General features: G+C 37.2%; 27 protein-coding genes. 17 read left to right on the forward strand and 10 right to left on the reverse strand.

Annotated features, from left to right (window positions below):
* Positions 1–1,515, forward strand: coding sequence for an MFS transporter (locus tag M0M83_RS00725; RefSeq protein WP_248467346.1), 1,515 nt, complete (start codon positions 1–3; stop codon positions 1,513–1,515).
* On the opposite strand, the gene M0M83_RS00730 is transcribed toward M0M83_RS00725, so the two are convergent.
* Positions 1,505–3,361: an FUSC family protein gene (locus M0M83_RS00730; protein ID WP_213914431.1), complete on the reverse strand. Its 1,857-nt coding sequence runs from the start codon at positions 3,359–3,361 to the stop codon at positions 1,505–1,507. The two genes, M0M83_RS00725 and M0M83_RS00730, sit on opposite strands and share 11 nt — an antisense overlap.
* A 108-nt stretch (positions 3,362–3,469) precedes the next feature.
* Between M0M83_RS00730 and M0M83_RS00735 the strand changes: the two genes are divergently transcribed.
* Positions 3,470–3,931 carry a MarR family winged helix-turn-helix transcriptional regulator gene (locus tag M0M83_RS00735; RefSeq protein WP_248467348.1) on the forward strand — a complete coding sequence of 154 codons (462 nt, stop codon included), beginning with the start codon at positions 3,470–3,472 and terminating at the stop codon, positions 3,929–3,931.
* Between the two features lie 102 nt (positions 3,932–4,033).
* Here M0M83_RS00735 and M0M83_RS00740 read toward each other — a convergent pair whose 3' ends face one another.
* From M0M83_RS00740 to M0M83_RS00780, 9 genes are all read right to left on the reverse strand, one after another.
* Complete coding sequence (locus M0M83_RS00740) at positions 4,034–4,480, reverse strand: YbaY family lipoprotein (RefSeq protein ID WP_248467349.1); 447 nt, start codon at positions 4,478–4,480, stop codon at positions 4,034–4,036.
* Between the two features lie 26 nt (positions 4,481–4,506).
* The gene (locus tag M0M83_RS00745) at positions 4,507–4,935 is read right to left on the reverse strand and encodes a winged helix-turn-helix domain-containing protein (RefSeq protein WP_125891847.1); all 429 of its coding nucleotides are present in this window, start codon (positions 4,933–4,935) and stop codon (positions 4,507–4,509) included.
* A 317-nt stretch (positions 4,936–5,252) separates the two neighbouring features.
* Complete coding sequence (locus tag M0M83_RS00750) at positions 5,253–5,732, reverse strand: hypothetical protein (RefSeq protein WP_125891824.1); 480 nt, start codon at positions 5,730–5,732, stop codon at positions 5,253–5,255.
* Positions 5,710–6,372, reverse strand: a complete 663-nt coding sequence (locus M0M83_RS00755; protein ID WP_248467350.1) for a hypothetical protein — start codon at positions 6,370–6,372, stop codon at positions 5,710–5,712. The genes M0M83_RS00750 and M0M83_RS00755 overlap by 23 nt, the downstream gene beginning before the upstream one ends.
* Positions 6,344–6,901 carry a hypothetical protein gene (locus M0M83_RS00760; protein WP_125891822.1) on the reverse strand — a complete coding sequence of 186 codons (558 nt, stop codon included), beginning with the start codon at positions 6,899–6,901 and terminating at the stop codon, positions 6,344–6,346. The genes M0M83_RS00755 and M0M83_RS00760 overlap by 29 nt, the downstream gene beginning before the upstream one ends.
* Positions 6,885–7,634 (reverse strand): type III secretion system inner membrane ring lipoprotein SctJ, encoded by a 750-nt coding sequence (gene sctJ / locus M0M83_RS00765; protein ID WP_213914435.1) that lies wholly within the window; start codon positions 7,632–7,634, stop codon positions 6,885–6,887. The genes M0M83_RS00760 and sctJ overlap by 17 nt, the downstream gene beginning before the upstream one ends.
* A 3-nt stretch (positions 7,635–7,637) precedes the next feature.
* Positions 7,638–7,934, reverse strand: coding sequence for a type III secretion system inner rod subunit SctI (gene sctI / locus M0M83_RS00770; RefSeq protein ID WP_213914436.1), 297 nt, complete (start codon positions 7,932–7,934; stop codon positions 7,638–7,640).
* A 52-nt stretch (positions 7,935–7,986) separates the two neighbouring features.
* Complete coding sequence (locus tag M0M83_RS00775; RefSeq protein ID WP_213914437.1) at positions 7,987–8,292, reverse strand: type III secretion apparatus needle protein; 306 nt, start codon at positions 8,290–8,292, stop codon at positions 7,987–7,989.
* Between the two features lie 49 nt (positions 8,293–8,341).
* Entirely contained in the window at positions 8,342–9,562 is a 1,221-nt protein-coding gene (locus tag M0M83_RS00780) for a PrgH/EprH family type III secretion apparatus protein (protein WP_213914438.1), read from the reverse strand.
* Positions 9,563–9,789: 227 nt separating this feature from the next.
* Between M0M83_RS00780 and M0M83_RS00785 the strand changes: the two genes are divergently transcribed.
* The 15 genes from M0M83_RS00785 (at position 9,790) to sctE (ending at position 25,354) form a co-directional block, all read left to right on the forward strand.
* The gene (locus M0M83_RS00785) at positions 9,790–10,569 is read left to right on the forward strand and encodes a helix-turn-helix domain-containing protein (RefSeq protein ID WP_213914439.1); all 780 of its coding nucleotides are present in this window, start codon (positions 9,790–9,792) and stop codon (positions 10,567–10,569) included.
* Positions 10,559–12,262 carry a type III secretion system outer membrane ring subunit SctC gene (sctC, locus tag M0M83_RS00790; RefSeq protein ID WP_248467351.1) on the forward strand — a complete coding sequence of 568 codons (1,704 nt, stop codon included), beginning with the start codon at positions 10,559–10,561 and terminating at the stop codon, positions 12,260–12,262. The genes M0M83_RS00785 and sctC overlap by 11 nt, the downstream gene beginning before the upstream one ends.
* Entirely contained in the window at positions 12,253–13,032 is a 780-nt protein-coding gene (gene sctW / locus M0M83_RS00795) for a type III secretion system gatekeeper subunit SctW (RefSeq protein WP_336432217.1), read from the forward strand. Before sctC ends, sctW begins: the two co-directional genes overlap by 10 nt.
* 342 nt (positions 13,033–13,374) lie before the next feature.
* Positions 13,375–15,441, forward strand: coding sequence for an EscV/YscV/HrcV family type III secretion system export apparatus protein (locus M0M83_RS00800; RefSeq protein ID WP_125891814.1), 2,067 nt, complete (start codon positions 13,375–13,377; stop codon positions 15,439–15,441).
* 97 nt (positions 15,442–15,538) lie between these two features.
* Positions 15,539–15,943 carry a type III secretion system protein gene (locus tag M0M83_RS00805; RefSeq protein WP_213914443.1) on the forward strand — a complete coding sequence of 135 codons (405 nt, stop codon included), beginning with the start codon at positions 15,539–15,541 and terminating at the stop codon, positions 15,941–15,943.
* Between the two features lie 6 nt (positions 15,944–15,949).
* Positions 15,950–17,242: a type III secretion system ATPase SctN gene (sctN, locus tag M0M83_RS00810; RefSeq protein WP_248467352.1), complete on the forward strand. Its 1,293-nt coding sequence runs from the start codon at positions 15,950–15,952 to the stop codon at positions 17,240–17,242.
* On the forward strand, positions 17,242–17,697 hold the full coding sequence (locus M0M83_RS00815; protein ID WP_248467353.1) for a hypothetical protein: 456 nt from the start codon (positions 17,242–17,244) through the stop codon (positions 17,695–17,697). The genes sctN and M0M83_RS00815 overlap by 1 nt, the downstream gene beginning before the upstream one ends.
* Positions 17,669–18,991, forward strand: coding sequence for a hypothetical protein (locus M0M83_RS00820; RefSeq protein WP_248467354.1), 1,323 nt, complete (start codon positions 17,669–17,671; stop codon positions 18,989–18,991). The genes M0M83_RS00815 and M0M83_RS00820 overlap by 29 nt, the downstream gene beginning before the upstream one ends.
* A 2-nt stretch (positions 18,992–18,993) precedes the next feature.
* A complete protein-coding gene (locus M0M83_RS00825) occupies positions 18,994–19,926 on the forward strand; it encodes a FliM/FliN family flagellar motor switch protein (RefSeq protein ID WP_248467356.1) in 933 nt (310 codons plus the stop codon).
* 10 nt (positions 19,927–19,936) lie between these two features.
* Entirely contained in the window at positions 19,937–20,593 is a 657-nt protein-coding gene (locus M0M83_RS00830) for an EscR/YscR/HrcR family type III secretion system export apparatus protein (protein WP_413776240.1), read from the forward strand.
* 13 nt (positions 20,594–20,606) lie between these two features.
* Positions 20,607–20,879, forward strand: coding sequence for a type III secretion system export apparatus subunit SctS (sctS, locus tag M0M83_RS00835; RefSeq protein WP_125891807.1), 273 nt, complete (start codon positions 20,607–20,609; stop codon positions 20,877–20,879).
* Positions 20,876–21,670 carry a type III secretion system export apparatus subunit SctT gene (gene sctT, locus M0M83_RS00840; protein ID WP_213914448.1) on the forward strand — a complete coding sequence of 265 codons (795 nt, stop codon included), beginning with the start codon at positions 20,876–20,878 and terminating at the stop codon, positions 21,668–21,670. The genes sctS and sctT overlap by 4 nt, the downstream gene beginning before the upstream one ends.
* A gap of 20 nt (positions 21,671–21,690) precedes the next feature.
* Positions 21,691–22,797, forward strand: a complete 1,107-nt coding sequence (locus M0M83_RS00845; RefSeq protein WP_213914449.1) for an EscU/YscU/HrcU family type III secretion system export apparatus switch protein — start codon at positions 21,691–21,693, stop codon at positions 22,795–22,797.
* Between the two features lie 120 nt (positions 22,798–22,917).
* Positions 22,918–23,430, forward strand: a complete 513-nt coding sequence (gene sicA, locus M0M83_RS00850) for a type III secretion system translocator chaperone SicA (protein ID WP_272680299.1) — start codon at positions 22,918–22,920, stop codon at positions 23,428–23,430.
* A gap of 10 nt (positions 23,431–23,440) precedes the next feature.
* On the forward strand, positions 23,441–25,354 hold the full coding sequence (gene sctE, locus M0M83_RS00855; protein WP_248467358.1) for a type III secretion system translocon subunit SctE: 1,914 nt from the start codon (positions 23,441–23,443) through the stop codon (positions 25,352–25,354).
* Position 25,355: the final 1 nt, after the last annotated feature.

The following is a 25,355-nucleotide window of genomic DNA, read 5'->3' on the forward strand; positions in this document are numbered from 1 at the left end:
ATGTTTGCTAACTTATTTCAAGAAACAAAGGAAATAAGGCCCTCACTAGCTGTGGTTTCTGTTTTTTTAGGTGCTATTTTATCGACATTGTTTATTCGTATGTTTTCTCTGTCATTAGCTGATATCAGAGGTGTGTTTGCACTTGATGTACAAGAAGGTACTTGGATAAATATCGCTTTAAATGCAGCACAATTAGCAAGTATGACATTGACCCCTTGGTTTATGGTGGTATTTGGCGCAGAAAGAATACTCATGACGACGAGTGCTATCCTATTTGGTATTTTTTGCAGTTTTCCTGTTATTGCAGGGGACTATGGGTTAGTCGAATTATTGGTGGTACATAGTATTATTGGGTTCAATCTAGGGGTTTATTTGCCTATGACAATTTCTTTAGCGCTAAGGAATTTACAACCGAGTATGTGGTTAATTGTCATGGCGGCTTATAGTCTAAGAGTTTCCCTGGGAATGGATGCTGGGGTTGGAGTGTCAGGACAATTTATTGAAGTTATTGGATGGCAATGGCTATATTGGGGATGTGCATTTTTTACTGTATTTATTTTTATATTGGCATGGAAAGGATTACCGTTAAGTGGAATTAATCACATTCTTTACGCTCAAACAGATTGGGGAGGAATGATACTTAAAATTTCCAGTTTATTATTACTATATATTGGCGTTGTTCAGGGGGAGAGTTTAGGTTGGGATGATTCTGGATTTATTATTTCTTGTCTTGTTAGCAGTATTGTTTTATTTATAATTTTCATTATACGAGCCTTATCTTTTGATAACACTTTTGCACATCCTCGTTGGTTAACAAATCGAAATTTATGTATTTGCTTTATTATTGCATGTTTATATGGCTTTTTAATGCTAGCTAATTCCTTGTTTATTCCATCATTTTTATCCTCTATTGGTGGTCTAAAACCATATCAAATTGGTGAAATCACCAACATCGCATTCATTGTCTATTTATTGTTTAGCCCAGTGGCAGTCTGGCTTGCCAAACGTATTGATGCACGATTATTGATGACCGTTGGCGTGGTTTTCATTGGGTGCAGCTGTATACTGGGAATGCAGGTGGATTATCAATGGGGTATTGATGAGTTTATTCCCCTAATGACGATACAGTCAGTTGGCGAATGTTTAGTGTTAATTGGTTTGATTTCGTCATTTGTTGTGAATATGCAACCACAATTCGCATTACATTTAGGCGCTTATGTTTCGATTGCGCGAGTATTGATGCCTGCTCTAGCAGGAGCACTAATGAATACGTATTTGCGAATTAAATTTGATGATTCCTTTGATGCAAAGCGTGCATTAATCAAAACCACTGAGGATAATTTTCGCTCCGGTACAACAAATATTGATATATTGTCATTAGTGACTCGAGAAGCTCATATTGGCGCGTTTATTAATGGCTTTAATCTGACATTCGTTATTGTCATTGTCGTGCTTGTGCTCATCTTATTTCTAAAGCCTGCGCCACTTAATAATATCGTGCCATCTAAAGCATAATGTTGGAATAAATATTTACCATATTATTAGCACTGTTCCCTTTCATATAGTGTTTTACATATTTTTTGAGTTGTTCAATTTCCTCATTCATTTCTTCATTATGTTGTAAGTAACGAAATAATATAGAGATTTTCTTTGGTTCAACGCGGTTTTGTTGAATACGTTTTTCAAGCGCAATAAGGGCTCTTTTCTTTGATGTGTGGTGTGCAAATTGTTTGTGCAAAATAAGGAGGTACAACCAAATACTTTGCCGAGTTATAAAAAAATCGAATATAGGTGGATGAGGGAGATTTGCTTTTTGGGCTAGCAATAACGCACTAAATAAACGGTGCATAAATTGGGTGGTGGAAGGTTTATTTCCTTGAATTAAAGCCGTTATTCCCTGTTTAAATTGCTGCTCAGAGAGGTAAATTAATTGTTGATAGCGCTTGGTTGGGTTGGTTGGATAAATCCACGCGAAAGCAGCCATTGCAACTAATGGGCCAGAAACTATTGCAATGGCATTACCTATGCTTTGAGGGAGTGAAAGCGAAAAAGGATAGCTAGGTTGAAGTAAAATTAAAGAGACCATAATGTAATCAAAAGCAATTAAAATTAGGCGGTTGTGGGAAAAAATGATAACACCACTAATAATCACTGGAATAATGAAAAAGGTCATCTGCCATGATGAAGAGGCAAAGGGCCATAAGTACCATGTGCAGATTAACGCGGTAATAGCCCCTAATAATTGGCCTGTGAAAATATTTTTCATGAACTTAGCGGGGTAATCGAGGGAGGCGAATAGAGCCAACATTACCGAAAGACCAAGAGTAAGATAAGCCAATACCTGCCATTGCGTCCATAACCACAATAAACCAACTACAGCGATAGCCATAAAGGAGCGAGCAAAAGCATGCCACGCTGAAATTCTATCTTGATGTAGCTTCAGTTTATCCACTTTTTCAATGTTTTTCGTTGATTTACCTAAAATAGCGTAGTAAAGGGGGATTAATAGTGTTTTAAGCACTCCAGTGGGGCACAATGATAGAATATGTTTCCATTGGGTATTCGTTGGCGCTTTCGCAGGAAAATAAAAAGGGGCTATAGATTGGTATTTATCCAAGTGTAACAGTATTTGGCTTTGGAACATAAGTGTTTGACGCGCTTTGGCGACTTGCTTACGATGATAATGCCAACCAATACGGTGAGTTTCTAAAATTTCTTCATAGCTTGCCATGGTTTGCCAAAGATGGTCGATCTCGTATTGTTTAATTGGGCGCTTTTTCTCGAGTGAGTCATGTAATATTTGGAAGAATAGCGTATCAATTTGATTTTTAAGGGTGATGACATTATCTTGTTCACGCTTAGGCGTAAAAAGGAAATTGAAAATCACGGCTGAGAGTACGCCAACCAAAATCGTCCATAGCCGATCCCAAGCGACCATAAATAAATTATCAGTAATGTGAACGCTCAACATACTCACCATCACAGCGGAGTAACCTGCTAGAAAAGTACCATAAGCAACAAAGCCCTTTTGTAATTGGCCAATACCACTGCACATACCTAACCAACTCGCGAGCCCAATAATAAATAGTAATGGGTGAATAAGGTGAAGTTGAATTAAAACGGCGCCAGCGAGTACACCAAAAACCGTTCCTGCAAAACGCCACCAACTTTTTTCCAGTAAATTTTCGCGCCATGGTTGTGCTGAAGCCCAGACGGTCATCGCTGCCCATTGGGGATGCACCAACTCTAAATATTGAGCGATAAACAGTGCTGCAATTGATGCACAGGCCGTAATAGCAGCAAAACGAAAGCGTGCGGGGTTAAATCCCAAGGAATTCAGTAAAGTTATTATTTTTGACATAGAATATGAGTAAATTTGGCGTGTTAAAAAGGTGTTTAGTTGATAAAATCAACTAAACTTAGGGGGATTATTCACTAATTGGTTGATAAAATCAACTAAAGAGGAATTATGCGTACAGAACAGGCTCGCGTATTTGGCGTGATTAGCCGAGCAGCTCACCATTATATGAAATGGATGGGGGAACCTTACGGTATCAATGCTATTGAGTGTTTGATGATTTTACATATTGACCAGTATGATGCATCGACCTTAGAGCAGATCACAAAAGCAATGGTTGTAGATAAATCCGTGACGACTCGAGGTGTGAGCAAATTTTTATCTAGCGGGTGGGTGGCTAAAACGAATAGCGCAGTGGATAAACGGGTTTATCATGTTTCGTTGACACCACTCGGCAAAACGATTGTGAATGAGTTAAATTGTAAATTAAATAAGTGGAATGATTATTTAGCTGCGGACTTGCCAGAACAAGAGGCTGAGCAGTTATTTAACGCGTTAGAAAGTTTGGCAAAGCGAGCCATTGAAAGCTCAGCAGCAGATTTTCCACGTTTATTAGAAGATCCAGCTGAGTGATGTTTGGTGACTAATGTTATGGCTTGCTTGAAAATAGGTAAATATTATTTCTCATATAGTGTAGAGAATGCTTCTAATTGATATTGGGTGAAATATAGGTTGTTATTGTTGAATCGCGGACACCGGAAGTAATACGATTTCAGATAAATTCTCAGGGATCGGGCTTAGCTTATTACTCATCATGATTAGTTCACCATCTTTTTCAATTCTTGCACTTATTCCGAATGTATATCTTTTGGACTGAAACTCTTCAGGAAGGGTGATCGCAAATTCTATACTACGTCCTGTGTTTTGCGTTTTAAAGCTGTAATCCAAATTAGATTTTGCATTATTTTCGTTTGGCTGGATTGAGGTCAACGATAATGTCACTGTCGCATTCTCAGGAATATCATAAGAGTGAGAATAAATATTACCATTGATATGGTAAGCAGGGGTATGAGTAAAGTAACTCATTAAAGTATGACTACAAGCAGATAACATGAAAGTTACAATAAGTATAAATAATGGGAAAAAACATTTTTTTGGTAAGTTAGGATTAATATTTAACATTAAAATTACTCTCTAGAAAAATATAATTATAGTGATGAACGAATAAACACTTTCTGAAGAAGATATCGTATATAAGTATAAATGCTTTTTCTTGTATCATATTTAGAGAGTGTTGGCATTTCTGATTTTTCTCCTGTGTATAAGATACCTATTCGAGGTAAAGTCATAATTAAATTTTCATCAAGATCGACTTTTTTAAAGGATTGTCGCAGTTGTCTGACAAGTTTGTAATAGCTACTTTCAGTCACGATTGTGCCTCTTTTTTCCCAGATTTCATACATGACCTCTCTTTTACTATTTGTTTTTATTAATAATAATTTAAGTAGGCATGATTCATTTTCGGAAAGGTTAACGACATTTTTTTCACGAGAAAGTGTTCGTTTGAGTGGGTCATATACGACATTCCCAGATAAGAGGATCATTGATTCCTTTTCATTATAGTCAATATTATTCATAAAATTTTGTACTGTTGATAAATCGGTCATAATTTATATCTATCCTGATTATCGATGAAATATATATCAATACAAAAAACGATGTTAGATAAGATGATTTAAAAATAAAATCGTTTTTTGATATTGAGCTCATATGTTTTGATGGGGTGAATTTAAACTATATTTGGAGGTTGTATATATCAATTTTTATTTGTATTTTTTATATTTTCTGATTTTTGCTAAATAAATAGGCTTAGAATATTAAAAAAATAGACTAAACCTATAAATATTAGTCGAGGATGATGAATGTAAGATGAGAATGGTAGGGAGAATAAATATTAAATTAGTAATTCTTCTTCCTCATCATCATTCCCTTCCAAATTAAAACTAGTCATATTATGACGAATTTGGTTGTTAAGAGGAGCACTCATCAAACTGATAGACATATAATGGCTGAGTGAGCGCTTAAATTTTTGATTTAGTGAGGCAATTTCAGGGTCACTTGATGAGCCCAATGTTTGGTGAACACCGGTAATAAAGTTTTGTTTCTCATCTCTACCCAACTTAATCATTGTTTTAAAGACATGCGCAAAAAATATTTTGTCATCTTCTTTTGACTTAAGCTCATCAATGAACTTGTTAATTTTATTTTTTTCTTTGGGGGATAAATCTATTTTTTCGCTGTATTGATGCTTGTTTTGGATCTCCATATTTTTCTTCTGCCATAATGAAGTCATTTTACTTTGAATATCTTCAGGATGAGTTTGAGGCTCGCTGTGTTGAGAATTGATAGCCTTAGATTGTAGATTGGTTAGCATCTTTGTGTTTTTCCTGTATTGAATTTATTGTTTTTATCAAGCTTTGATAGGCTTCTTTATGCATTTTTAAAATTTGGCACTGTATTGGAACAGAAAATACATGAGGGAAAATATTTTTAGAGGCAATAATAGGGGAGAAATAGGTAATCTTATTATCAACCTCTAATGCGATGGTATTATCAGAAGAGGTTGAAAATTTCATATCAGAGTCATTCTTAGCAATACGAGCTTGCATGTTTGCAGGTAGGTGTAATGTAGAATTGGTTATTTTTGCGTATTTTTTTTCAAAATAGGCTGCAACCGTCTCTTGTAAATGGTTATCACCAAAAAGCTCATTCAATATTTTCATCAGCTGCTCTTTACTTTGACTCGTATTTTCTTGGTACTGAATTTCACTGTTATCTATCGCAGTAATAAAATCCGTTAACAATTGTTTAATGCCATCGTTATAGCCTTGGTGATAAGCCGTTTGGTAGAGCGCTTCTTGCTGTTGTTTTGCTTGTTGGTAATGTTCACTCGCCTTTTTTTGAGCTAGTTGAATGATAGTTCTGTGGTATCTATCGGCACTTAATGCTTGATATTTGATCAAGACTTTTTCAGACATTGTCTGTTTAACATTCAGGGGTGCTTTCTCTGACATATCGGCATGTTTCTTCAATAGTATTCCAAGGTAGCATCGTTTTTATGGATGGCGGAATAAGTTGTTGGGTTTCAAGACTAAACATATATTTAGCTCGAAGGGTATAAGCGGGGCCAAAGGGCGCTAAACACTGTAGTAATTGTTGTGCTCCAAGGGCTGTTAAGACTTGCGGTGAAGTTGTAGGTTGGTTTTCTGATTGCCAAAGTGGGCGACTTAACTGTGTATGTAATACACGGTATTTGGAAAGCTCAACCCACCAAGGGAGCGGTTCAGCGTGTAACAGAACCCCTAATCCTAACGCCACCTCCGGTAGTAAAGCCCAATGTTCCGATAATGTTTTGGGTAATAAGGGGGTTCTCTTATTAGGCAAAGGTAATGCATATCGCTGAATTAACTGTTGGTTATGCTTACGTTGCAGCATCGGGGGAAAGTCGTTATATCCGACTCCATTAAATTCACTATGAAAATAGCTGCCTGGCGCTAGGAATATATTCCCTTGCGTAATTAGTAGGTTATTCAGCGTAGTCATCAACAGGTTTCTCCAACAGACCAGTTGTGGACTTTTTGCTACTTAGTTGGCGCCACAGTAACAGTAAAATAGAAAATAGAATGGTAATCGCAGCGATAATCGCGCTAATTATAATTGGATTAAATGTATATTCTGGCTCAGATTTAATTTGATATTGTAATGGTGGCCGGTTGACGACGACGACAGAGACATTATCGTAAGTTGCTTCAGCAAAACTGTTTGTTAGAAACAATTTAATTTTATGCATCATCATCTGGGGGTCATCACTTCCAGAATAGGTCACCAAGCTAGAGACGTTTTGTATTTGCTTGGTCGGATTATTGCCATTTAATGGGTAGCTGACATGAACTCGCGCATTAATGATATCGGGAATGGTGAGCAATGATTGCTCAAGGCGCTGTTCAATTAAAGAAAGCAAGCGGGTACGTTCTGCTTGCGGTGATGCCACCAAAGAATCGCCAGGGAATGCTTGGATGATTTCTATTGGATCTTTTGAGGGCAAATTATATTGGCGTAGTAAATCTACCGCAATCACAAAATCACTAGGTTGAACACGGATGGAATCCCCGCTTTTATTATTTTGCTTACGTGTAGCTTCAACACCATGTTCTTGTAGTATGGCTAATACTTCATTGCTTTGTCGTTGGCTCAACTGACTGAGTAATAACTGATTATCGCAACCGACTAAGAAGCTAATAACTCCAATCAAGATAAATTTCTTTAAAATATTCATGGTTTATTGGGCTTTTAAGACAGTATCAATCGCAGAGACACTTTTGTGCGTCAGTGTACTAATCATATTCATCGTCAGGCTGTAATTACCGACGCGGTTTTGAAATTGCAGTAATTCGGCTGGGTTACTTGGGTCAATATTATTTACACTCTCAGTTAGCGCTTTTTTTTCTTGGCTAATAGTGGCGGTGTATTCAGCAAATAACTTTTTGACTTTGTCTTCAATCGGAGCTGGTGATGAGAGAGCCGATGATGCATCTGTTGGAACCGTGAGCGGTAAATGTGGTGTAATAGCTAACATAGATTATTTCCTTAATAAAATAGAGCATTATATTTAATAATGCTCTTTAAAATTAAACGTTACGAATAATGGCTTGGTCAGTATCTTTAATTGATTTCATAAAGTTACTTTGTAGTTGGCGAGCCATATTATAATTACCACTCATAGCGGTGATTCGAGCCAGTACCACAGGGTTATCGACTTCTAAAGTTGAGGAGGAAAGAATGGTATTTAATTCATCTCCGAACAGCTTAGCTTTTTTACTAATACTTGCTGAAGTACGATAGATCATACCTAGACTATCTTTATCTTTCCCCTCGGTTTCTAAAGCTGAGCTTACCCAGCGGCCATTATCTAAGCCTGGGATTATATCTGCCATATTGTTTCCTCTTTATCTGTAAAGTTATATTAATTAATATCTTGTTAAGTTAAAAACTGATTGAATTGAAAAACCAATGATTATTACCTAATAAAAGATAACCATTTTCATTGGTGACAAATGATTTCCCCAAGAGTTTGTTATTTGCAAGGGAAATGGAAAATTGAATGTGATTTTCTCCCCATTGTTTATGAAATGTATTTGTGAAGTTAATTAATGAGACGGTCTGGTTATCATCTAAACTATCTTTTATTATAAAGATAACCTTGTTGTCTTTAGTGATTTTACGCCATTGAACATTACTTTCTGTTAATCCTAACTCTGCTTTTTGTAATAATTCACCCAATATGACTTTTTTTATTTCGCTTTTAGTATAACAACGAAAATAGTTGGATAATAGTTTGTCTATTTTCTTCTGTGTATCTGTTGATATATTATTAGCTATAATTGTGATTGTGGGATTACATGGGTTACTAATATCTAATTTTAACGTATCTGGAAATACTTCAATGATTTTATTTTCAATTTCTTTTTCGAGTTTATTTATTATTCTAATTGAGAATTTTTCATTGTATTTAGCCTTGACTAGGCGTTGCATACTCCAATCTGCATCTCTTTGTGTTTTGACTAAAATGACACTTTCGTTGCTTACATTTTGAGTCACAGTTATAGGATAGTGGCTACCTTGAAGTATGTGTTCTAATGTTTTTACTTTTTTCTCAGCACTTTGATCTGGGATGTATTGAAAAATAACGTAAAAAATAAATATTGCAAATAAAGTAAAGAAAAAAAGCAGCATAGTTTGTTTATTAAAAAGAGGTGATTTTTCTGTAGCTGATTTTCTTACCTTATTTCTGGTCGTCGTTTTGGTAGCAGGTAATGAGCCTTCCACTTCTGACATTAATGCATTTTCAAGTGGTTGGGGGCTTTGCCAATCAGTATCTTGCATTTTTATTGCGATAGGAAATATATCGGCTAAAAGTAATTGCTGGAAAATGATAGGAATTTCAGTACTTAATCCATTATTATTTAGGCGAATAGCTATACCGCTTTCAGTATATTGGCTCGCTGTAATAATTGAAAACTCACAAGTAATGCCATTGCTAGGAATTTGGTAAGTGGTAACCCCATCATTATTGATGTCAGTTTTGTAATCTAAGCCATCACCAATGATAATGAGATTGTTATCAGCATTAACCATTAATTCTTGGCCGGCCATTGGGCCACTAGCAATCTTTATTATGCATATTCGACTGTTTGTATCACTCATAAAAATAATCTCATGGAGTTAATTTAATTTTAGTTATAGATTGATTGGGTCTCGTTATTGGCCGAAAGTAAAACAAGAAATATTTTTTTTGTCAGTTGAATTGTTCTTATTCATTCACACCTTTAAGTTGGAACAGAAAGTATAAAGGATTCCAGAATATTCCCTTGAGGCTCTTTCCGCTATCGCTCATTCTGTATACACAAAATTACGTTAATAAGGCCTGTATAATGTCAAATAAAGATATTGCTACATTATTAGAAAGTAGAGGCTGTTGCTTTTCTTTGCAGGATAAACTGGTCTTGGCTATACCGAATAAGAATTCAGCGCCTTTTTTTTATAAATCCCTATATTCAAATTTAAATATCTCAATTGAAAACCAGTCTATATTTATTTGCCAAGAGAATGAGTGGGAGTTGATAGATAAGTCACATTGGAGTTTGTGTACAATGGATTTATCAGAATTAGTTGAGATATTAGCCGTTATTGACACCGCGACAGGGCAAGCATTTCTCGCTAAAAAAGAGAAAACGAAAGTTGATGAAAGCAGTCAAGATGAATTCATTGTGTTGTCTGAAAATTATCCCTTAACCACTTCGATTAAAAATATAGTGATTGATTTAATTATTAGAAATCATCCTGTATTTGATAGTTGGTGTGAAATATTGAGACGATATGAAGCCTACGGCATGATGAGATTTATTCTTACTTCCGCTCAAGATGATAAGAATGCCAACATTAATCAGTTATGTGCGCGTTATGGTATATCAGCTTCTTATTTTAGGCAGCTTTACCGAGAAAACTTTAATAAAACAGCAAAGCGAAAAATTATGAGTGTTCGTATGGCTAATGCCATTCTGCAACTAATTGAAAGTGACGATTCAATATTAGATGTCGGGTTGGAAGCAGGTTATTGCTCAGCCTCTCATTTTACGAATGATATTAAAAAAGAGTTAGGCCTAACACCATCAGAAATTAGGCACATTGGAGCGACATTATATGAACAGTAAAAAAAATCGAGTGTTAGGGGTAACACTATTTTTACTGAGTATGAATTTCTATTCGGCACAAGCAGAAATTATTGTGGCGGAACCCGTTACGCAGTCAAAAAACCACGATACATTTGTCGCAAATAATATTGCGGTAGGTAAGGTGTTTGATGCGGTTGCTGAGCGTCTAAATAAACCGATTATTCTTAGTAAATTAGCCGCGCAAAAAAAGGTAACCGGTAATTTTAATTTGGCCAATGCAGATGAAATGTTTAAAGCATTAGCCCGACGAATTGCGCTAGTGTGGTATGACGATGGTGCAAGTATTTATGTTTATGATAACAGTGAAATGCGTAGCGCAATTATTCCAACGAATAATGTCAGTAGCAATCAACTGCTGAATTATATTCAACGAAATGGCATTTATGACTCACGCTTTCCTGTGCGTTCACAAGAGGGAGAAAGGCTATTATTTGTCTCTGGGCCACCTCTCTATATTGAATTAATAAAAGCAGCTTCTTTATATCTTGCAGAACAAATTAGGAAAGAGGAATTATCCAGCGGTGAAGTTGCGGTTATTCCATTAAAGCACGCCTCAGTAACCGATAGAAGCTATTCATTACGCGGGCAAAATATTACGATCCCTGGCCTGCTGAATGTCATCAATAATTTATTCAAAAATGGTGCTGAAATGGATGAAATACTCACTATCCAGCCTCCATCGGTAGCAATTAATTCAACAGGTGACTCAATAGATGAATTAATGGATGCGCCAATTGGTGACTCGTTGCCTACAGCGAATAAACTTCAGCAGGTAACTAAAAAGTCCTCTAATCGTTCTTTTTCTTTGGTGGCACATCCTGATAGTAATAGCTTGATTGTTAAAGGAAGCCAAGAGCAAATCCGTTATGTTCGCCAGCTAGTGAATACATTGGATATGCGTCGCCGCCAAGTGGAGTTGTCATTATGGATTATCGATATTACCCGTTCTGAGTTAGATAATTTAGGCGTGAATTGGGAAGTTGGCACATTTAATACGGGAAAGGGGTCAGTATCATTTAATCGAAGTACATTATCGAATAGTCAGCAATTCCTATTACAGATTGATGCACTGAATAAGACGGGCAACGGGCACATTGTTTCTCGTCCGGTGCTATTAACTCAAGAAAACATTCCTGCTTTATTTGATAACAACACTAGTTTTTACGCCAAATTACAAGGCGAGCGCATTGCAACTCTTGAGCAAGTGACTTACGGCACAATGGTGAGTGTGATGCCCCGTATCTCTGCAGGTAATAACGTTGAAATGGAAGTCAACATTGAGGATGGTGCAGAAAATCGCGATAGCATGGGGAAAACATCTAGCGTTGAAGGGTTACCTGCCGTTAATCGAACCAGTATTAACACAGTGGCGCGTATAGCAAAAGACAGTAGTTTGCTTATTGGTGGATATACACGTGAGCAATTTGTTGAAAATGAAAGCAAAATTCCTTTTCTAGGCGATCTTCCTTATGTGGGGGGATTATTTAGCCATTCATCGACTAACCAACAAAAAATGGTTCGTTTATTTTTAATCCAACCGCGTTTATTGGATGAAAATGAAGGGTGGGATGGGCGACAATTCTCCGAAAAGGCGCGGATCACCAGCCATGATAGTCAATTGCACGGTACGGTCCAATTTCTCCAACAATACATGAGTGAGTCATGGCAATAACACCACTGAGTTTTAATCACCGTTTTTCTGTTAATACTCAAAATAAAAGTCGCGCACCTGTGAGTAGCAGTAGCGATGACTCGGATGAAGTCGCTCGTGGTGCTGGCGTCATTGATAGTTCCAGTGAATATGCATCGATGTCGATGTTGGCGGCAAGCCATATACGCCGAGGAAGCTCTAAAAAGGGCAGTGAAGAAGAGTGGATACAATTTTCTGAACGCATTTTAGATAAAGATGCGGATGATAAAGTATTACACATAGAAGGGTTATTGAGTAAGCAGTTAATGACCCCAAAACAGTTGCGAGCCTTTTTATTACAATTTTTTACTGACCCTAGTGATTTATTGATGCTACTTGCTGCATTAATTAATCGAAAAAAATTAAAAAAAGAACAAATTGATAGCCTTGAAGCTTTGGTCGAATTACTGCAAGCGGAAGATACGAAACGGAGTGCTCAAGCTGGTATTAATATTGCGCTAATTGCAAAGGCATTCGCAGAAAAATTACATTTTAGTGCTGCAAATTTACGGACGTTATATCGCGAATTTATTAGTTATGACGGGCCGGTTGTTTATTTATATGAACAATGGGTTGAGGAAATGGAAATCCAAGAGCGTGAGAATATGATGCGTTATCTTGGTCGGGCGCTTGCCTGTGATTTACAAGCGTTGCCATTAGGTGATTTGAATATCAGTGCATTCGGAAGTTTTTTTAATCGTGTTGGCCGGTTACGGGAACTGCAGTCGTTAGACTATGTATTTTGTCAGTAATTTTTTCAATCTGGCTTTTTTCGCCATAATGAAAAATCAAATAAATCAAAGCTTGAAAAAGAGCTAAGTCAATTATTTACCCGAGGCATACGTAATCATATTGGCTTTGAAGAAGCTGTCATCACGTTTATTAATAATATATTGAATATAATGAGCTCCGATATTCGAGGCCAATTTTTACAATTACTCTTACTGGCGTTTTCTATCATTCCAGTTACGGTGTTTCCGTCATTGGAAGCACGAGAGGAACTTATTGTTCAATTAAAGAAACTCATGGACCCAATTATGGTGCAAGAGCTGTTTTTACACCGAAATTCGTAGTTTGATAGGAAAAGTAATTTAATGAAAAATATAACCGGATTTTTATTACAAATCCGTAATCGCCCAGAGCTAATGGTATTAGTTATCATGGTTATGGTTATTGCGATGTTGATTATTCCATTACCCACAATATTGGTCGACTTATTGATCGGCTTGAATATTATGATCTCAGTACTTATTTTTATGAGCTCTTTTTATATCACTCGGGTACTGAATTTTCAGTCATTTCCATCCATATTACTAATTAGTACGTTATTTCGGCTTGCTTTATCAATTAGTACTAGCCGACTAATTTTATTAGAAGCAGATGCTGGGGATATTATCGCAACTTTTGGTGAGTTTGTTATTCAAGATAACCTAGTCGTTGGTATGGTGGTATTTGCGATTGTTACCATTGTACAGTTTATTGTTATTACTAAAGGTTCTGAACGTATTGCGGAAGTCGCAGCACGTTTTTCTCTTGATGCGATGCCCGGTAAACAAATGAGTATCGATGCCGATCTACGTGCGGGGGTGATTGATGAGGCGGCAGTTAAAGAGAAACGTGGTGACCTTGAAAAAGAGAGCCAGCTATTTGGTTCTTTTGATGGTGCGATGAAATTCATTAAAGGGGATGCAATCGCAGGAATTATCATCATTTTTGTTAACTTAATTGGTGGGATCTCTGTTGGTACTGCTCAACAGGGAATGGATGTTTCAACAGCACTAAATACTTTTTCCTTATTAACTATTGGTGATGGCTTAGTCGCTCAAATCCCTGCGCTGCTCATTTCTATTAGCGCGGGTTTTATTGTGACTCGAGTCGGCGGTAATGATAAGAATCTAGGCGAAAATATTGTTTCAGAGTTATTTGCAAATGACTTTACGATTTTAATCACAGCATTTATTGTACTTTCCATGGGTTTTTTACCTGGTTTTCCAACCGTTATATTTTTATTGCTATCGGGGCTTCTTATTGGATTATTTGCTTTTAGGTCTTTTAACAAGAAAAAAAATAAGCAAAAAACAGTGAAGGGTGAAGCTGAAATCATTAATTCAGATGTGATGGAAGGTGAAACGCAAAGAGAAAATAGTGATATTGTAGATGAATATATTCCAGAAACGTTACCGGTGATCATTTCTGTTAATCAGAAATATAAAAAACATTTAGAGGATAATAAGTTTTTGTCTCGAATGAAAAAAGATATTTTTATTCGTTACGGATATAGGATCCCTGATATTGCCATTAATTATTCACCGATTATCCCTGAAAATAAAATGGTGGTTCTAATTAATGAAATTAAAGCAGGAGAATATGATATCTATTTTCATGGGTATCGTTTACTGACGATTAATGATGAACCCGAATATCTGGGTATGACATTGACAAAGTTTACGGATGAATATGGTTCAGTGAGTACGTGGTTTGAACAAAAGGACCGACTCAATATTGAACAGCTTGGTTTAATAGCGCGAGATGATGTGACAGAAGCAATTGATTGTGTCAGTACTTTGCTGTTGAGGTTTATTAATGAATTCTTTGGTATTCAAGAAACAAAAAATTTACTTGATGATCTTGAGAGAAAATATCCTGAATTACTGAAAGAGTGCTATCGCCATACTACGGTACAAAAAGTAACCGAAGTTTTCCAGCGCTTATTAATGGAAAAAATATCAGTTCGCAATATGAAATTGATTATTGAAACCTTAGTGCAATGGGTTCCAAAAGAAAAAGACAGCTTAATGTTAGTCGAACACGTAAGAAGTTCAATGGCACGTTATATTTCCTCTTGCTTCTCTGTAGATGGGCGCTTGAATGTCCTCATGATTAACTCAGAGCTAGAAGACACAATACGCCAAGGGGTCCGGCAAGCTTCCGGTGGGGTTTACTTGCATCTTGAACCTGAAAAAACCAATGAGTTGATTCAGGCCGCTGAACTTGCTTTAGAAAATAGTTATTTATCTGTGAGGGATGTCAACATTTTAGTGCCGGTTGATATTCGTCGTTTTGTCAAAAAAATCGTAGAAGGTCGTTTTCCAGAGTTAGAAGTACTCTCGTTTAATGAAGTTTCTGAAATGGTCAAGGTCAATGTGGTCAAAACCATATAATCAAAAAATTGGCTTTATTAACAAATAAAGCAACCGAATTCAATATAATTAAAGATGTTGAATAATTAAAATATATTCTAAATATAAGGATTACCCAATGAAATATAGATTTATAGAAATGCTGAATGAGTTTTTAAACTCTATGGGACGTAGTGACCTGGTTAATTCAAAACTAGATTGCCATTCTAATATTCAATTGGAAATGAATGATTTTCCTGCAATTAATATTGATTTATCAACGGATGATATTATTATTTGGTGTAATTTAGCTGATTGTAATTACAGTAAGCTGGATTTAATCAGTGCACCTTTATTGAAAACATTATTAGAATACCCGCCAAGTAATTTTTTGCCGGGCCAACCGGCATTGAATATTGTGGATGATGTTTACGTGCTCTCTGCTGTTTTAAAGCAATCATCTTTAAATGAAATACAATTATTTGCAGATAGTTTTGAAGAGTTCTTTGAGCGTGCAAATGAGCTTAGCGCTCAGCTATCGTAGCCTATTATGACGTTATTCGATTTCTGCGCGCATCCTGCGCGCATTCATGGGTGCTTAATTGAAGCGCCCTTACACGGTGTTTTTATCGGTGAAATTTGTTTTATTGAGCGGTCTCTTACGCAGCCTGATATTATTGCAAAAGCACAGGTGGTTGGCTTTAAAGAAGGGCTCACGGTACTGAGTTTAATCGGTCGTACACAAGGTTTAACGCGAGAAGTAGTTATTCGCCCGAGTGGTTACCCGTTTGTCTTTGAAGTTGGTGAACATTTAGCGGGTAAAATTTTTAATGCAGCAGGAGAGCAAGTTGGTGCATTGAGTGAAGACCTATCTGAGACAATGTTACTCAATACAAAATTACTGCGTATTGATAGCCCTCCAGTTAGCGTAACACAAAGACGGCCAGTGTCTGAGCCGATGGTAACTGGGGTACGTGCGATTGATAGCTTACTGACATGTGGGTTAGGGCAACGTATAGGTATATTTGCTGCTGCGGGTAGTGGTAAAACCTCACTAATGAATATGATCATCAACCATGCTCATGCGGATATCCATGTCGTTGCTTTAATTGGTGAACGAGGTCGAGAAGTTATTGAGTTTATTGAGGAATTAAAAGAGTCACCCCATGCAGCACAGACAATTTTAATTTATGCGACTTCAGACAGCCCACCGATTGAACGGTGTAATGCCGCATTGCTTGCGACTACGATTGCTGAATATTTTCGTGACTGTGGTCGTAATGTATTGCTATATGTTGATTCAATGACTCGATATGCGCGGGCATTGCGAGACGTAGCTTTAGCCACCGGAGAACTCCCAGCCAGACGAGGTTATCCAGCCTCTGTTTTTGAACAGCTTCCAATGTTATTGGAGCGCCCAGGGCAACTGAAACATGGCTCGATTACCGCATTTTATACGGTGTTATTAGAAAGCGAAGAAGAAGCCGACCCGATTGGGGATGAGATCCGTTCAATTTTGGATGGTCATATCTACTTGAGTCACAAACTGGCAGGACGTGGACATTACCCTGCGATTGATATCTTACACAGTATTAGTCGCGTATTTCAAAAGGTGACAACTCCAGAGCATCGCCAGTGCGCGATTGATTTGCGTGACATGATTTCAAGGCTTGAACAAATTCAGCTTTATCTTGAACTGGGTGAATATCAACGTGGAGAAAGTCATGAAAATGACCGAGCTTTAGATAAAAAAGATCAAATTGACGGTTTTTTAAAACAAGCCATGGATGAGCCGATGAGTTTCGACAAAATGTTAAATATACTCAATGAATTGGCATCTTAATGATTTCTAATTTATTGGCTTTAACTGAGCGACGTTTTGACCGGACATTACAAGAACAATCGCAGCTAAATTCAATCATAAAGCAACAGCAACAGCAATGTGTGGATATTCGCCAGCGTATTTTAGTTCTGGCAACACAGGCCGCATCTTATGAAAAATCAGAAGAGTTAAGCCGAACTGCTTTTTGGGAAAGACAGCGGCTGAAGGCAGTGGTTTTAGCTGAAATTGCTCAATTTGAATTTCAAATAGAAACCCTCACAGGCGAAATATCAAAAAATAAAGTACAGCTGTCTGAAATTGCTAAACGTGCATTCGTATTACGTAATAAGTGCGAGAAATTCCGAAAATATCTCAAACAACAACGTATAGCAAGAAGGTTAAAATCAGAGCTTCAGCAGCAAAATGAAATTGAGGAGTTATTCGTACATGTCAGTAATAAAAGCGAGCTCAAATGACAAAGTACCTCATATCGTTATCGAAGGAGCAACAGTATCATCTGAATATAGCACCACTGAATCTAACCATAAAAATATAACCCAAAAAATGGTAAAAGCAGTGAACGACAAAAATAGGATAAAGCTCTTTGAATATAAAAAGAAACATCAGCTAAAAGATGCATCTATTTTCATACCTGTAGCTCTTCCTTTTATGCAACAAATATCGCAATTGAGTGACTTAGCAAAGGGCGTTATGGCATGGAAAGAAAATGGATACATTGGAGAAGGTATTCAAACGGTTGGCCAAAATAAAGAATTAGGCATCAAAGCGACTGAACTGCCAATTAATCACCCTGTATTTACGCAAGTGAATATAGCCGATGGTGATAGTCCATTGGCTGATTCAATGACGATGGCACCAATCGAAATTAACTGCGAATTCGTTGAGGACCCTCTGCCGGTGGCGTCGACGACCCCAGTTGAACAAAAGATTACCGACGAAGATGAGGTGCCTTTATTTAATATTCTGATGGCAGGCTTCCCATTGCAAAATATTCCACCGAAAGTAAAGGGGAAATTTAACGGTAATTCAGTTCAATACGGGAACAATAAATTCCAATTAAGTGAAAATAGTCAGCTTAATAAGGAAACCCCGTTGGTGGAATTAGTCTCGAAGCGTGTTTTAGAACCAAAATCAAAAGAGTTAAAACCGCAGATTATTACTGAGCAGCCGCAGATTGAACATTCAGTCAATACTGCAATTGAATCAGCAATTGAACGAGAAATCGGTGGGGAGCAATCAAAGCCAATTAATAATCAACAAATTGATTCACCTGATACCACGTTATTAAATATGCACTCACAAAAAAACAGCCTATTCAAAGAGGCGCCATTAAAAGACGATCCATTAAAAAATAGCACCCTTCTTGGATTACAGCTAGCAACCCATCATGTGGATGGCCAACAGAGTATTAATCAAGGCATTAAAGATCATACCCATCATGATGTTGGTGCACAGTTTGAATTTGCTTTTACAGAAAATGCCCCTCTTTTAGGCGAGAACCAACAGCCGAAAGCGATGGCACGTAGCCTCACCTATACCTTTAGCCAATGGCAGAGTAGCCCATCAGTGACCTTTGAATTGGCAGCGAAAGGGGAGTTTATTGCTTCGACAGCGAGCCAAGAAGTTCAAATGGCATTGAATGAAAATAAGCATTTATTGAGTTATGAAAGTCGTGTGCATATTCGACGTGAAGACGGGCGTCAGCAGCAGCGCAACCAGCAGCACGACCAACAGCAAGAAGAAGATTAATTATGTTAAAGATCCGACGGATTAGCTCTCAAGAAAAACAACTTAAAATTTGGCAACAATGCTATACAGTTAATACACAAATAGAGCAATCTAACCGCAGTGTTCGTTATTTCCAATTATCGCTAGTCAGTGACAGACAGAAAATAAAGGCGTTAGTTGCTGTTGAAAGCTGGTGTCATTATCGTTGGCCTAAACTGCTTCATTATGCATGGAGCTCATTATCAATTAATGAGTTATGCGAGTTATTTGCCTCAGAATATATTGGAATGACATTTTTCTCCCAGAAATTCCGTTGTGAATCTGTCGAGATAGTTGATGATATGCGTATCAACTACCAGCCTTGGTTAATCGTGCAGGAAGTTAACCTTGGGGAAGTGTTATTAGCAAAGCCAATTGAAGGCCTCGAAAAAAAACAGCGAAGCGACCAGATATTTGGCTATGTAAAATTACACGCTGATTGGGTATTGGGATATAGCTATATCAGCGCCAAACTTCTGCAAACCATAGAATTACGTGATGTGCTGAGCATCCAACAATTACAGTTAAATATGTCTGTTACAGGGCAGACATTAGCACGGTTTCAAAAGCAAGAAGAAGGACTACTTATGATTGAAGAATTAGTGGCACCAGAAGAAAAAGAAGAGTTTGTATTTTCTGAAGAAGATGAAATGCAAGAAGTTGTACGTCCCTTTAATGTGAACGATATGAATATTAAATTAACCTTTGTTTTAGGTCATAGCGATATTACCGTTGATGATCTTTCAAAGATGGAGCCTGGTTATATTTATTCTATCGGTGAAAATAAAGAGCGTGAAGTTAAAGTCTATGCAAATAAACAATTTATTGCAGAAGGGGAACTTATTTATATTGGCAATAGCGACGAGTTAGGTTTGGAAATCACGCATATTGTGAGCCTGGGTGATAAAAGAGTTTAATATGCCGACAATACCAGAAGGAATTCCATTATTAGCGATCATCGCATTTTCGACGTTACTGCCATTTATTATCGCTGCGGGTACCTGTTATTTAAAAATCTCTATTGTATTAATTATGGTACGTAATGCGATGGGGGTTCAACAAGTTCCTTCTACCATGGTATTAAATGGTATTGCATTATTGCTCTCTATTTTTGTGATGATGCCAGTATTACAGGATGTGAATAGTTATATGCGGCAAGAACAGGTTGATTTTAGTCATGCTGAATCAATCGATAATTTTGTTGATAATGGGTTGGGGGGGTATAAAGCGTATTTGAAAAAGTATTCTGATCCTCAGTTAGTTACTTTCTTTGAATCAATACAGCAAGGCCGAAGTGAAGAGGAAGTGGCTGCTGATGAAGGCGAGGCTACATTATTTTCTTTATTACCCGCTTACGCATTAAGCGAGATTAAGTCAGCTTTTGAAATCGGCTTTTATATTTATTTACCATTTGTTGTCGTTGATTTGGTTATTTCCAGTATTTTATTGGCGCTGGGTATGATGATGATGAGTCCTGTGACGATTTCGATTCCGGTTAAATTAATTCTCTTTGTCGCAATTGATGGATGGTCACTGATATCTAAAGGGTTAGTGATGCAATACATTGAATTAGCACAGCATTAAAGCGAATAACATTATGGATCAAATCGTTTATTTAAGTAATAAAACGATGTTATTAATCGTTATATTATCGGCAATACCAGTCATAGTGGCGACTGCGGTAGGGTTATTAGTGGGGTTACTACAAACGGTCACGCAACTTCAAGAGCAAACATTACCTTTTGGTATCAAATTATTAGCTGTTTTTGGCTCGCTCTTTATGATTTCAGGTTGGTTATCCGATAAGGTGATGAATTTTGCATTAGAGGCCTTAGGCGCAGCGATCCCTGCTATCGGGTTATTCGGATGAACCAGGAAATGCTATCGCTAATGTCCTCACTCTATTTTATCTTTCAAGAGGGGTTGATAAAAATAGCGTTAGCTTGGCTAAGGATTGCACCAGTGATGTTTTTATTACCTTTTTTAAGTAATAAATTACTCAATGGTGGCGTGATTAAAAACTGTGTGGTGGCTTATATTGCGCTAGGTTTATGGCCTTTTTTTTCGTCCTATGAACTCCAATGGAATGAAATTAATTTTATTGATGTATTTATTTATGAAATTTCGATTGGGCTTGTATTAGCCTTGATATTGGCGTTGCCTTTTATGATAGCCAATGTCATTGGTGAGTTAATTGATACTCAGCGCGGTGAAACGATCAGCAGTATTGTCGACCCAGCAAGTGGTTCAGAGGCCTCAGAGTTGGCTGTTTTATTAAGCCATATTACATGTATGGTATTTTTAGCCCAAGGGGGAATGTATCAACTTGCTAATATATTTGCACAAAGTTATCAGTTATTACCCTTTGCGCATGGGTTTACGTCGTTTAATAGCCTTCCATTAGGGGAATGGTTAAATAAAATGGTTGTTAATGGGGTTATTTTAACAGCGCCAATATTAGTGACATTGTTTATTACAGAGGTTGCTCTAGGGCTATATTCCCGATTTTGCCCTCAATTAAATGCATTTTCGTTATCTTTAGCAATAAAATCAATCATCGCCTTTTGTGTCTTTTTGCTTTATTTCCATAATGAAGTGCCTGACATTTTAGTGAATATGATTTCGATTTCACCATTACGAGATATATTTCTTTCTTCTTAAGTTTATAGATATAAATAAAAATGGCTGAAAAAACAGAGAAACCTACCGATAAAAAAATTAGAGATTCAGCTAAAAAAGGGCAAAGTTTTAAAAGTAAAGATAGTGTCGCAGCAATTGTGCTAGTCGTTAGTGCATTTGTAATCGAAGGGTTTTCTAGTTTATATGAACTCAGTGGGTTAATGCGTAAGATATTTTTACATCCAACAGAGATAAAAATTGATGCATTATTATGGCAATTTTTTACGGTCTTTTTAAGTATTGTTTTACCGGTGCTATTTGCCTGTTTTTTATCTGGTACGTTAGTTTCATTATTGCAAAGTCGCTTTAGGTTAGCTAGTGAGGCTATTAAACTCGATTTTACAAAATTAAATCCCATTGCAGGATTCAAAAAAATATTTTCATTGAATTCATTGAAAGAATTAATTAAAGCTATTTTGTATTTAATCGTCTTTATTGTATCAACATTAGTCTTTTTTATTATCTGGCGAAAAGACATTTTTATGCTCTACCGAACGATGATAAATGGAATGATTAATCAGTGGGTCAAACTATGTGTAACATTTATTGTCGTTTTTTTAGCAGTCGCTCTTATTATTATATTGGTAGATGCAATAGCAGAATTCTTTTTGTACATTAAAAACTTAAAAATGGAAAAACAGGAGGTCAAAAAGGAACACAAAGATAATGAGGGGGACCCTCAAATTAAGAGCGCACGCAGAGGTATGCACCAGGAATTACTGTCTGAAGAGGTTAAAACAAATGTGCGTAATTCCACATTTGTTATGGCCAACCCAACCCATATTGCACTACTTATCTATTACGATTCGGATATTGCGCCATTACCTTTTTTGTTCTCTAAAAGTAAAGGTGTGCAAGCAAAAGCTATTGTTAAATATGCAGAGCAACAAGGTGTTCCCGTTATTAGAGATATAGTCCTAGCAAGGCAAATATGGCGGTCATATAAGAATGACAGTTTTATTGATGAAAAAGGATTAGAGGATGTTATGCAAATAATATCATGGTTAGTACGCATCGAATTAGTAAAAATGGGAATTGATGTTGATAATGCCTTAGAGAAAATAACAATGAATGAAACACACGCACAAAATAATATCGGCATTAATTAGTAAATCATTTATTACTTTAATCGTTTTTTTAAAGAAAGAACCCAACTGGTTAATTATGATGCAAGCATAATGTATACGTTATGTATTGCACGACAACAATAAGGTAAACATATGAATAAAATGGAAACAAAGAACTTTAAAGGTTCTGACATGGAAGGATTACTTGACAATATTACGTCCGCATTAATGGATGGGGCAACCTATAAAGATATTCATGGTATTCCACAGAGTACGATGGATGGTATTTATTCCTATGCATATGAATTCTATCAACAAGGAAAACTAAAAGAAGCGGAAACTTTTTTTCGATTCTTAAGTATTTATGATTTCTATAATACAGATTATGTGATGGGACTCGCTGCTGTCTATCAATTAACGAAACGATATGGAAAAGCAACTGAGTTATATGCCCTTGCATTTGTATTAGCGAAAAATGATTACCGTCCACTGTTCCATGCGGGACAATGTAATTTAATGATGAAAAAAAGTAGTGCCGCAATTCATTGTTTTGAAAGTGTAGTAAAAAGCAGTACTGATATTGATTTAAAAAATAAATCTCAAGCTTATTTGACCGCATTGGAAAATAACCTGGAAAAAGCAAGCTCAGAGAATAAAAAACCGAATATGAAGTAGAGGAAATTATATGGGTCCAATTACCAATTCAAGTAATGAACGAATCAATAATATTCATACATTTCTACAAGGCAGTAATCCTATTGGATTAGGGGATGAATCCATCAAAGCGGTATTAGCTTTGGAGATGGCGTGTGAGGAGTTAGCGTCAACAGAGCAGATGAAGCGTAGTCGTATTGAGAATGCGCCGCAATTACCCGCACCTAAAAATAATTTATCCGTCATGTTTAAAGCTGCAGCAGCAAAAGAGGAGAAGTTGTCGCTAAAGACAGAAGGATTTAATGCGACTTCAGTGCTCGTTGGGAGCCTGACGACATTGCGCCAGTTATTACATGAGGGGAATATTAGTGAGTTGGCTAATCGCCTTCAATTGATGAATATAGAATCAAATGCACTTCGTGAAAAAGGCAATGATTTATTAAACTCTTTTACAAATCATACAGATAAAGCTAATGCACTTAATAACGAAGCAAGTGCGTTAATACAAGAACGTACCGAAAGTAAAGCTCGTTTAGCGCACCTTCAGTCTCAGCAAGGTGGAAACCAAGAAAAGATTAAGCAGCAAATTGCAGCGGAAAATACCAAAATTACAAATTTGAGCACCAAAATTGATGATTTGCTGGAATTAGCTGGGAACTACGCGAAAGACGCAAGTGAGAAAGCTAACAAACTTAATCAATTTATAGACGCTGCCCCACGCCGTGTTGAGATTGATGGTGAAAAATGGGAAAACGCGCTGGCGCTGCTGACTATGCTAACTGGTCAACTTAAAAAAGCGATGAATGAAGATTCGATTCGCAATATGAAAGAGCAAGAAGCCGTGATGGCGACAATCAATGAAGCTTCTCGCAAAGATTCAGATAAAAAGGCTAAAGAGGCGGAAGAAGCGCAGCGTAAAGCCGATGAAGCGAACAAGGCCGCCTCTTGTACCAGTAAAATTTTTAGCTATGTGATGCTTGCCGTGTCAGTTATCGCCACGGTTGCGACTTTTGGCGCAGCAGCACCATTAACGCTTGCCGTTGCCGCTATTGGTATTGCTATCTCAGTGGCTGATATCGTTTTGGAAGAAACGGGTCAAAGTAGCCTTATGCAGATGCTAGCCTCTGAAATTTCTAGTGCAGTGACTGACATGTTGATGACGTTTGGTGTTCCTGAGGAAAAAGCGAAGCAAATCGGGAGTATTGTCGGAATGATTATGGCAGCCATTGCATTTTTAGCCCTCTCATTGGCGTCTATGTCCTCTTTTGTGAAAAACATCGGCAATATTGCGACTAACGCAGTAAAAATGCTTACTAAAAACGCAGGGACATTACTGAAAAGCATCATCAAGTCGATGCCAAATGGTTTGATGAACGCCTTAGGGCATATTGCGAATGGAGCCGGTAAGGTCGGAAAATCTGCGGATAATATGGCGGTGCTGACTAAGTTCAGCAAGTTGGCCGATAGTGTTGATGACTTACAGCAAGCCGTAAAAACAACCACTAAAGTAGCGCAAAAAGCCGATGACATGAAAGATATAGCCAAAGCGGCAGATAAAGTTGCAGACCAAACTGACAGTATCACAGACATCACCAAAAGCTCAGATAAGGCCGTAAACACGGTTAAAACGCAAAGTGTTGCAGCTGCTCGCCTTGAAGTGGGAATGAAAGGGACTGGGGCGGCATTGACGGTTGCGAATACGGCAACAACGGGGGGGCTAAATTTACATGCCGCAGGCCAGATTCGAGATATGAAAGAAATGCTTGCTGGTTTGATGCTTAATAGTGAAAGCATTCAAGTGTTGGATGAGTTATTAAAAAACTTACTGAAATCCATGTCTCAAAATCATGAGAAATTTGAGGAAATGTTTAGCGGAATGCTGACGTCATTAAATCAATCCGGTCAAACGAAAGCCAATATGCTGAAAACCGCCCGCTTCGCATAGT

Origin of the sequence: Providencia rettgeri, from assembly GCF_023205015.1 — a bacterium.
Taxonomy (GTDB): Bacteria; Pseudomonadota; Gammaproteobacteria; order Enterobacterales; family Enterobacteriaceae; genus Providencia; species Providencia rettgeri_E.

What these genes read in the sequence shown, in the direction of transcription:
- M0M83_RS00725 (WP_248467346.1), top strand. Translation starts at nt 1, where the DNA reads ATGTTTGCTAACTTATTTCAAGAAACAAAGGAAATAAGGCCCTCACTA.
- M0M83_RS00730 (WP_213914431.1), bottom strand. Translation starts at nt 3,361, where the DNA reads ATGTCAAAAATAATAACTTTACTGAATTCCTTGGGATTTAACCCCGCA.
- M0M83_RS00735 (WP_248467348.1), top strand. Translation starts at nt 3,470, where the DNA reads ATGCGTACAGAACAGGCTCGCGTATTTGGCGTGATTAGCCGAGCAGCT.
- M0M83_RS00740 (WP_248467349.1), bottom strand. Translation starts at nt 4,480, where the DNA reads ATGTTAAATATTAATCCTAACTTACCAAAAAAATGTTTTTTCCCATTA.
- M0M83_RS00745 (WP_125891847.1), bottom strand. Translation starts at nt 4,935, where the DNA reads ATGAATAATATTGACTATAATGAAAAGGAATCAATGATCCTCTTATCT.
- M0M83_RS00750 (WP_125891824.1), bottom strand. Translation starts at nt 5,732, where the DNA reads ATGCTAACCAATCTACAATCTAAGGCTATCAATTCTCAACACAGCGAG.
- M0M83_RS00755 (WP_248467350.1), bottom strand. Translation starts at nt 6,372, where the DNA reads ATGTCAGAGAAAGCACCCCTGAATGTTAAACAGACAATGTCTGAAAAA.
- M0M83_RS00760 (WP_125891822.1), bottom strand. Translation starts at nt 6,901, where the DNA reads ATGACTACGCTGAATAACCTACTAATTACGCAAGGGAATATATTCCTA.
- sctJ (WP_213914435.1), bottom strand. Translation starts at nt 7,634, where the DNA reads ATGAATATTTTAAAGAAATTTATCTTGATTGGAGTTATTAGCTTCTTA.
- sctI (WP_213914436.1), bottom strand. Translation starts at nt 7,934, where the DNA reads ATGTTAGCTATTACACCACATTTACCGCTCACGGTTCCAACAGATGCA.
- M0M83_RS00775 (WP_213914437.1), bottom strand. Translation starts at nt 8,292, where the DNA reads ATGGCAGATATAATCCCAGGCTTAGATAATGGCCGCTGGGTAAGCTCA.
- M0M83_RS00780 (WP_213914438.1), bottom strand. Translation starts at nt 9,562, where the DNA reads ATGAGTGATACAAACAGTCGAATATGCATAATAAAGATTGCTAGTGGC.
- M0M83_RS00785 (WP_213914439.1), top strand. Translation starts at nt 9,790, where the DNA reads ATGTCAAATAAAGATATTGCTACATTATTAGAAAGTAGAGGCTGTTGC.
- sctC (WP_248467351.1), top strand. Translation starts at nt 10,559, where the DNA reads ATGAACAGTAAAAAAAATCGAGTGTTAGGGGTAACACTATTTTTACTG.
- sctW (WP_336432217.1), top strand. Translation starts at nt 12,253, where the DNA reads ATGGCAATAACACCACTGAGTTTTAATCACCGTTTTTCTGTTAATACT.
- M0M83_RS00800 (WP_125891814.1), top strand. Translation starts at nt 13,375, where the DNA reads ATGAAAAATATAACCGGATTTTTATTACAAATCCGTAATCGCCCAGAG.
- M0M83_RS00805 (WP_213914443.1), top strand. Translation starts at nt 15,539, where the DNA reads ATGAAATATAGATTTATAGAAATGCTGAATGAGTTTTTAAACTCTATG.
- sctN (WP_248467352.1), top strand. Translation starts at nt 15,950, where the DNA reads ATGACGTTATTCGATTTCTGCGCGCATCCTGCGCGCATTCATGGGTGC.
- M0M83_RS00815 (WP_248467353.1), top strand. Translation starts at nt 17,242, where the DNA reads ATGATTTCTAATTTATTGGCTTTAACTGAGCGACGTTTTGACCGGACA.
- M0M83_RS00820 (WP_248467354.1), top strand. Translation starts at nt 17,669, where the DNA reads ATGTCAGTAATAAAAGCGAGCTCAAATGACAAAGTACCTCATATCGTT.
- M0M83_RS00825 (WP_248467356.1), top strand. Translation starts at nt 18,994, where the DNA reads ATGTTAAAGATCCGACGGATTAGCTCTCAAGAAAAACAACTTAAAATT.
- sctS (WP_125891807.1), top strand. Translation starts at nt 20,607, where the DNA reads ATGGATCAAATCGTTTATTTAAGTAATAAAACGATGTTATTAATCGTT.
- sctT (WP_213914448.1), top strand. Translation starts at nt 20,876, where the DNA reads ATGAACCAGGAAATGCTATCGCTAATGTCCTCACTCTATTTTATCTTT.
- M0M83_RS00845 (WP_213914449.1), top strand. Translation starts at nt 21,691, where the DNA reads ATGGCTGAAAAAACAGAGAAACCTACCGATAAAAAAATTAGAGATTCA.
- sicA (WP_272680299.1), top strand. Translation starts at nt 22,918, where the DNA reads ATGGAAACAAAGAACTTTAAAGGTTCTGACATGGAAGGATTACTTGAC.
- sctE (WP_248467358.1), top strand. Translation starts at nt 23,441, where the DNA reads ATGGGTCCAATTACCAATTCAAGTAATGAACGAATCAATAATATTCAT.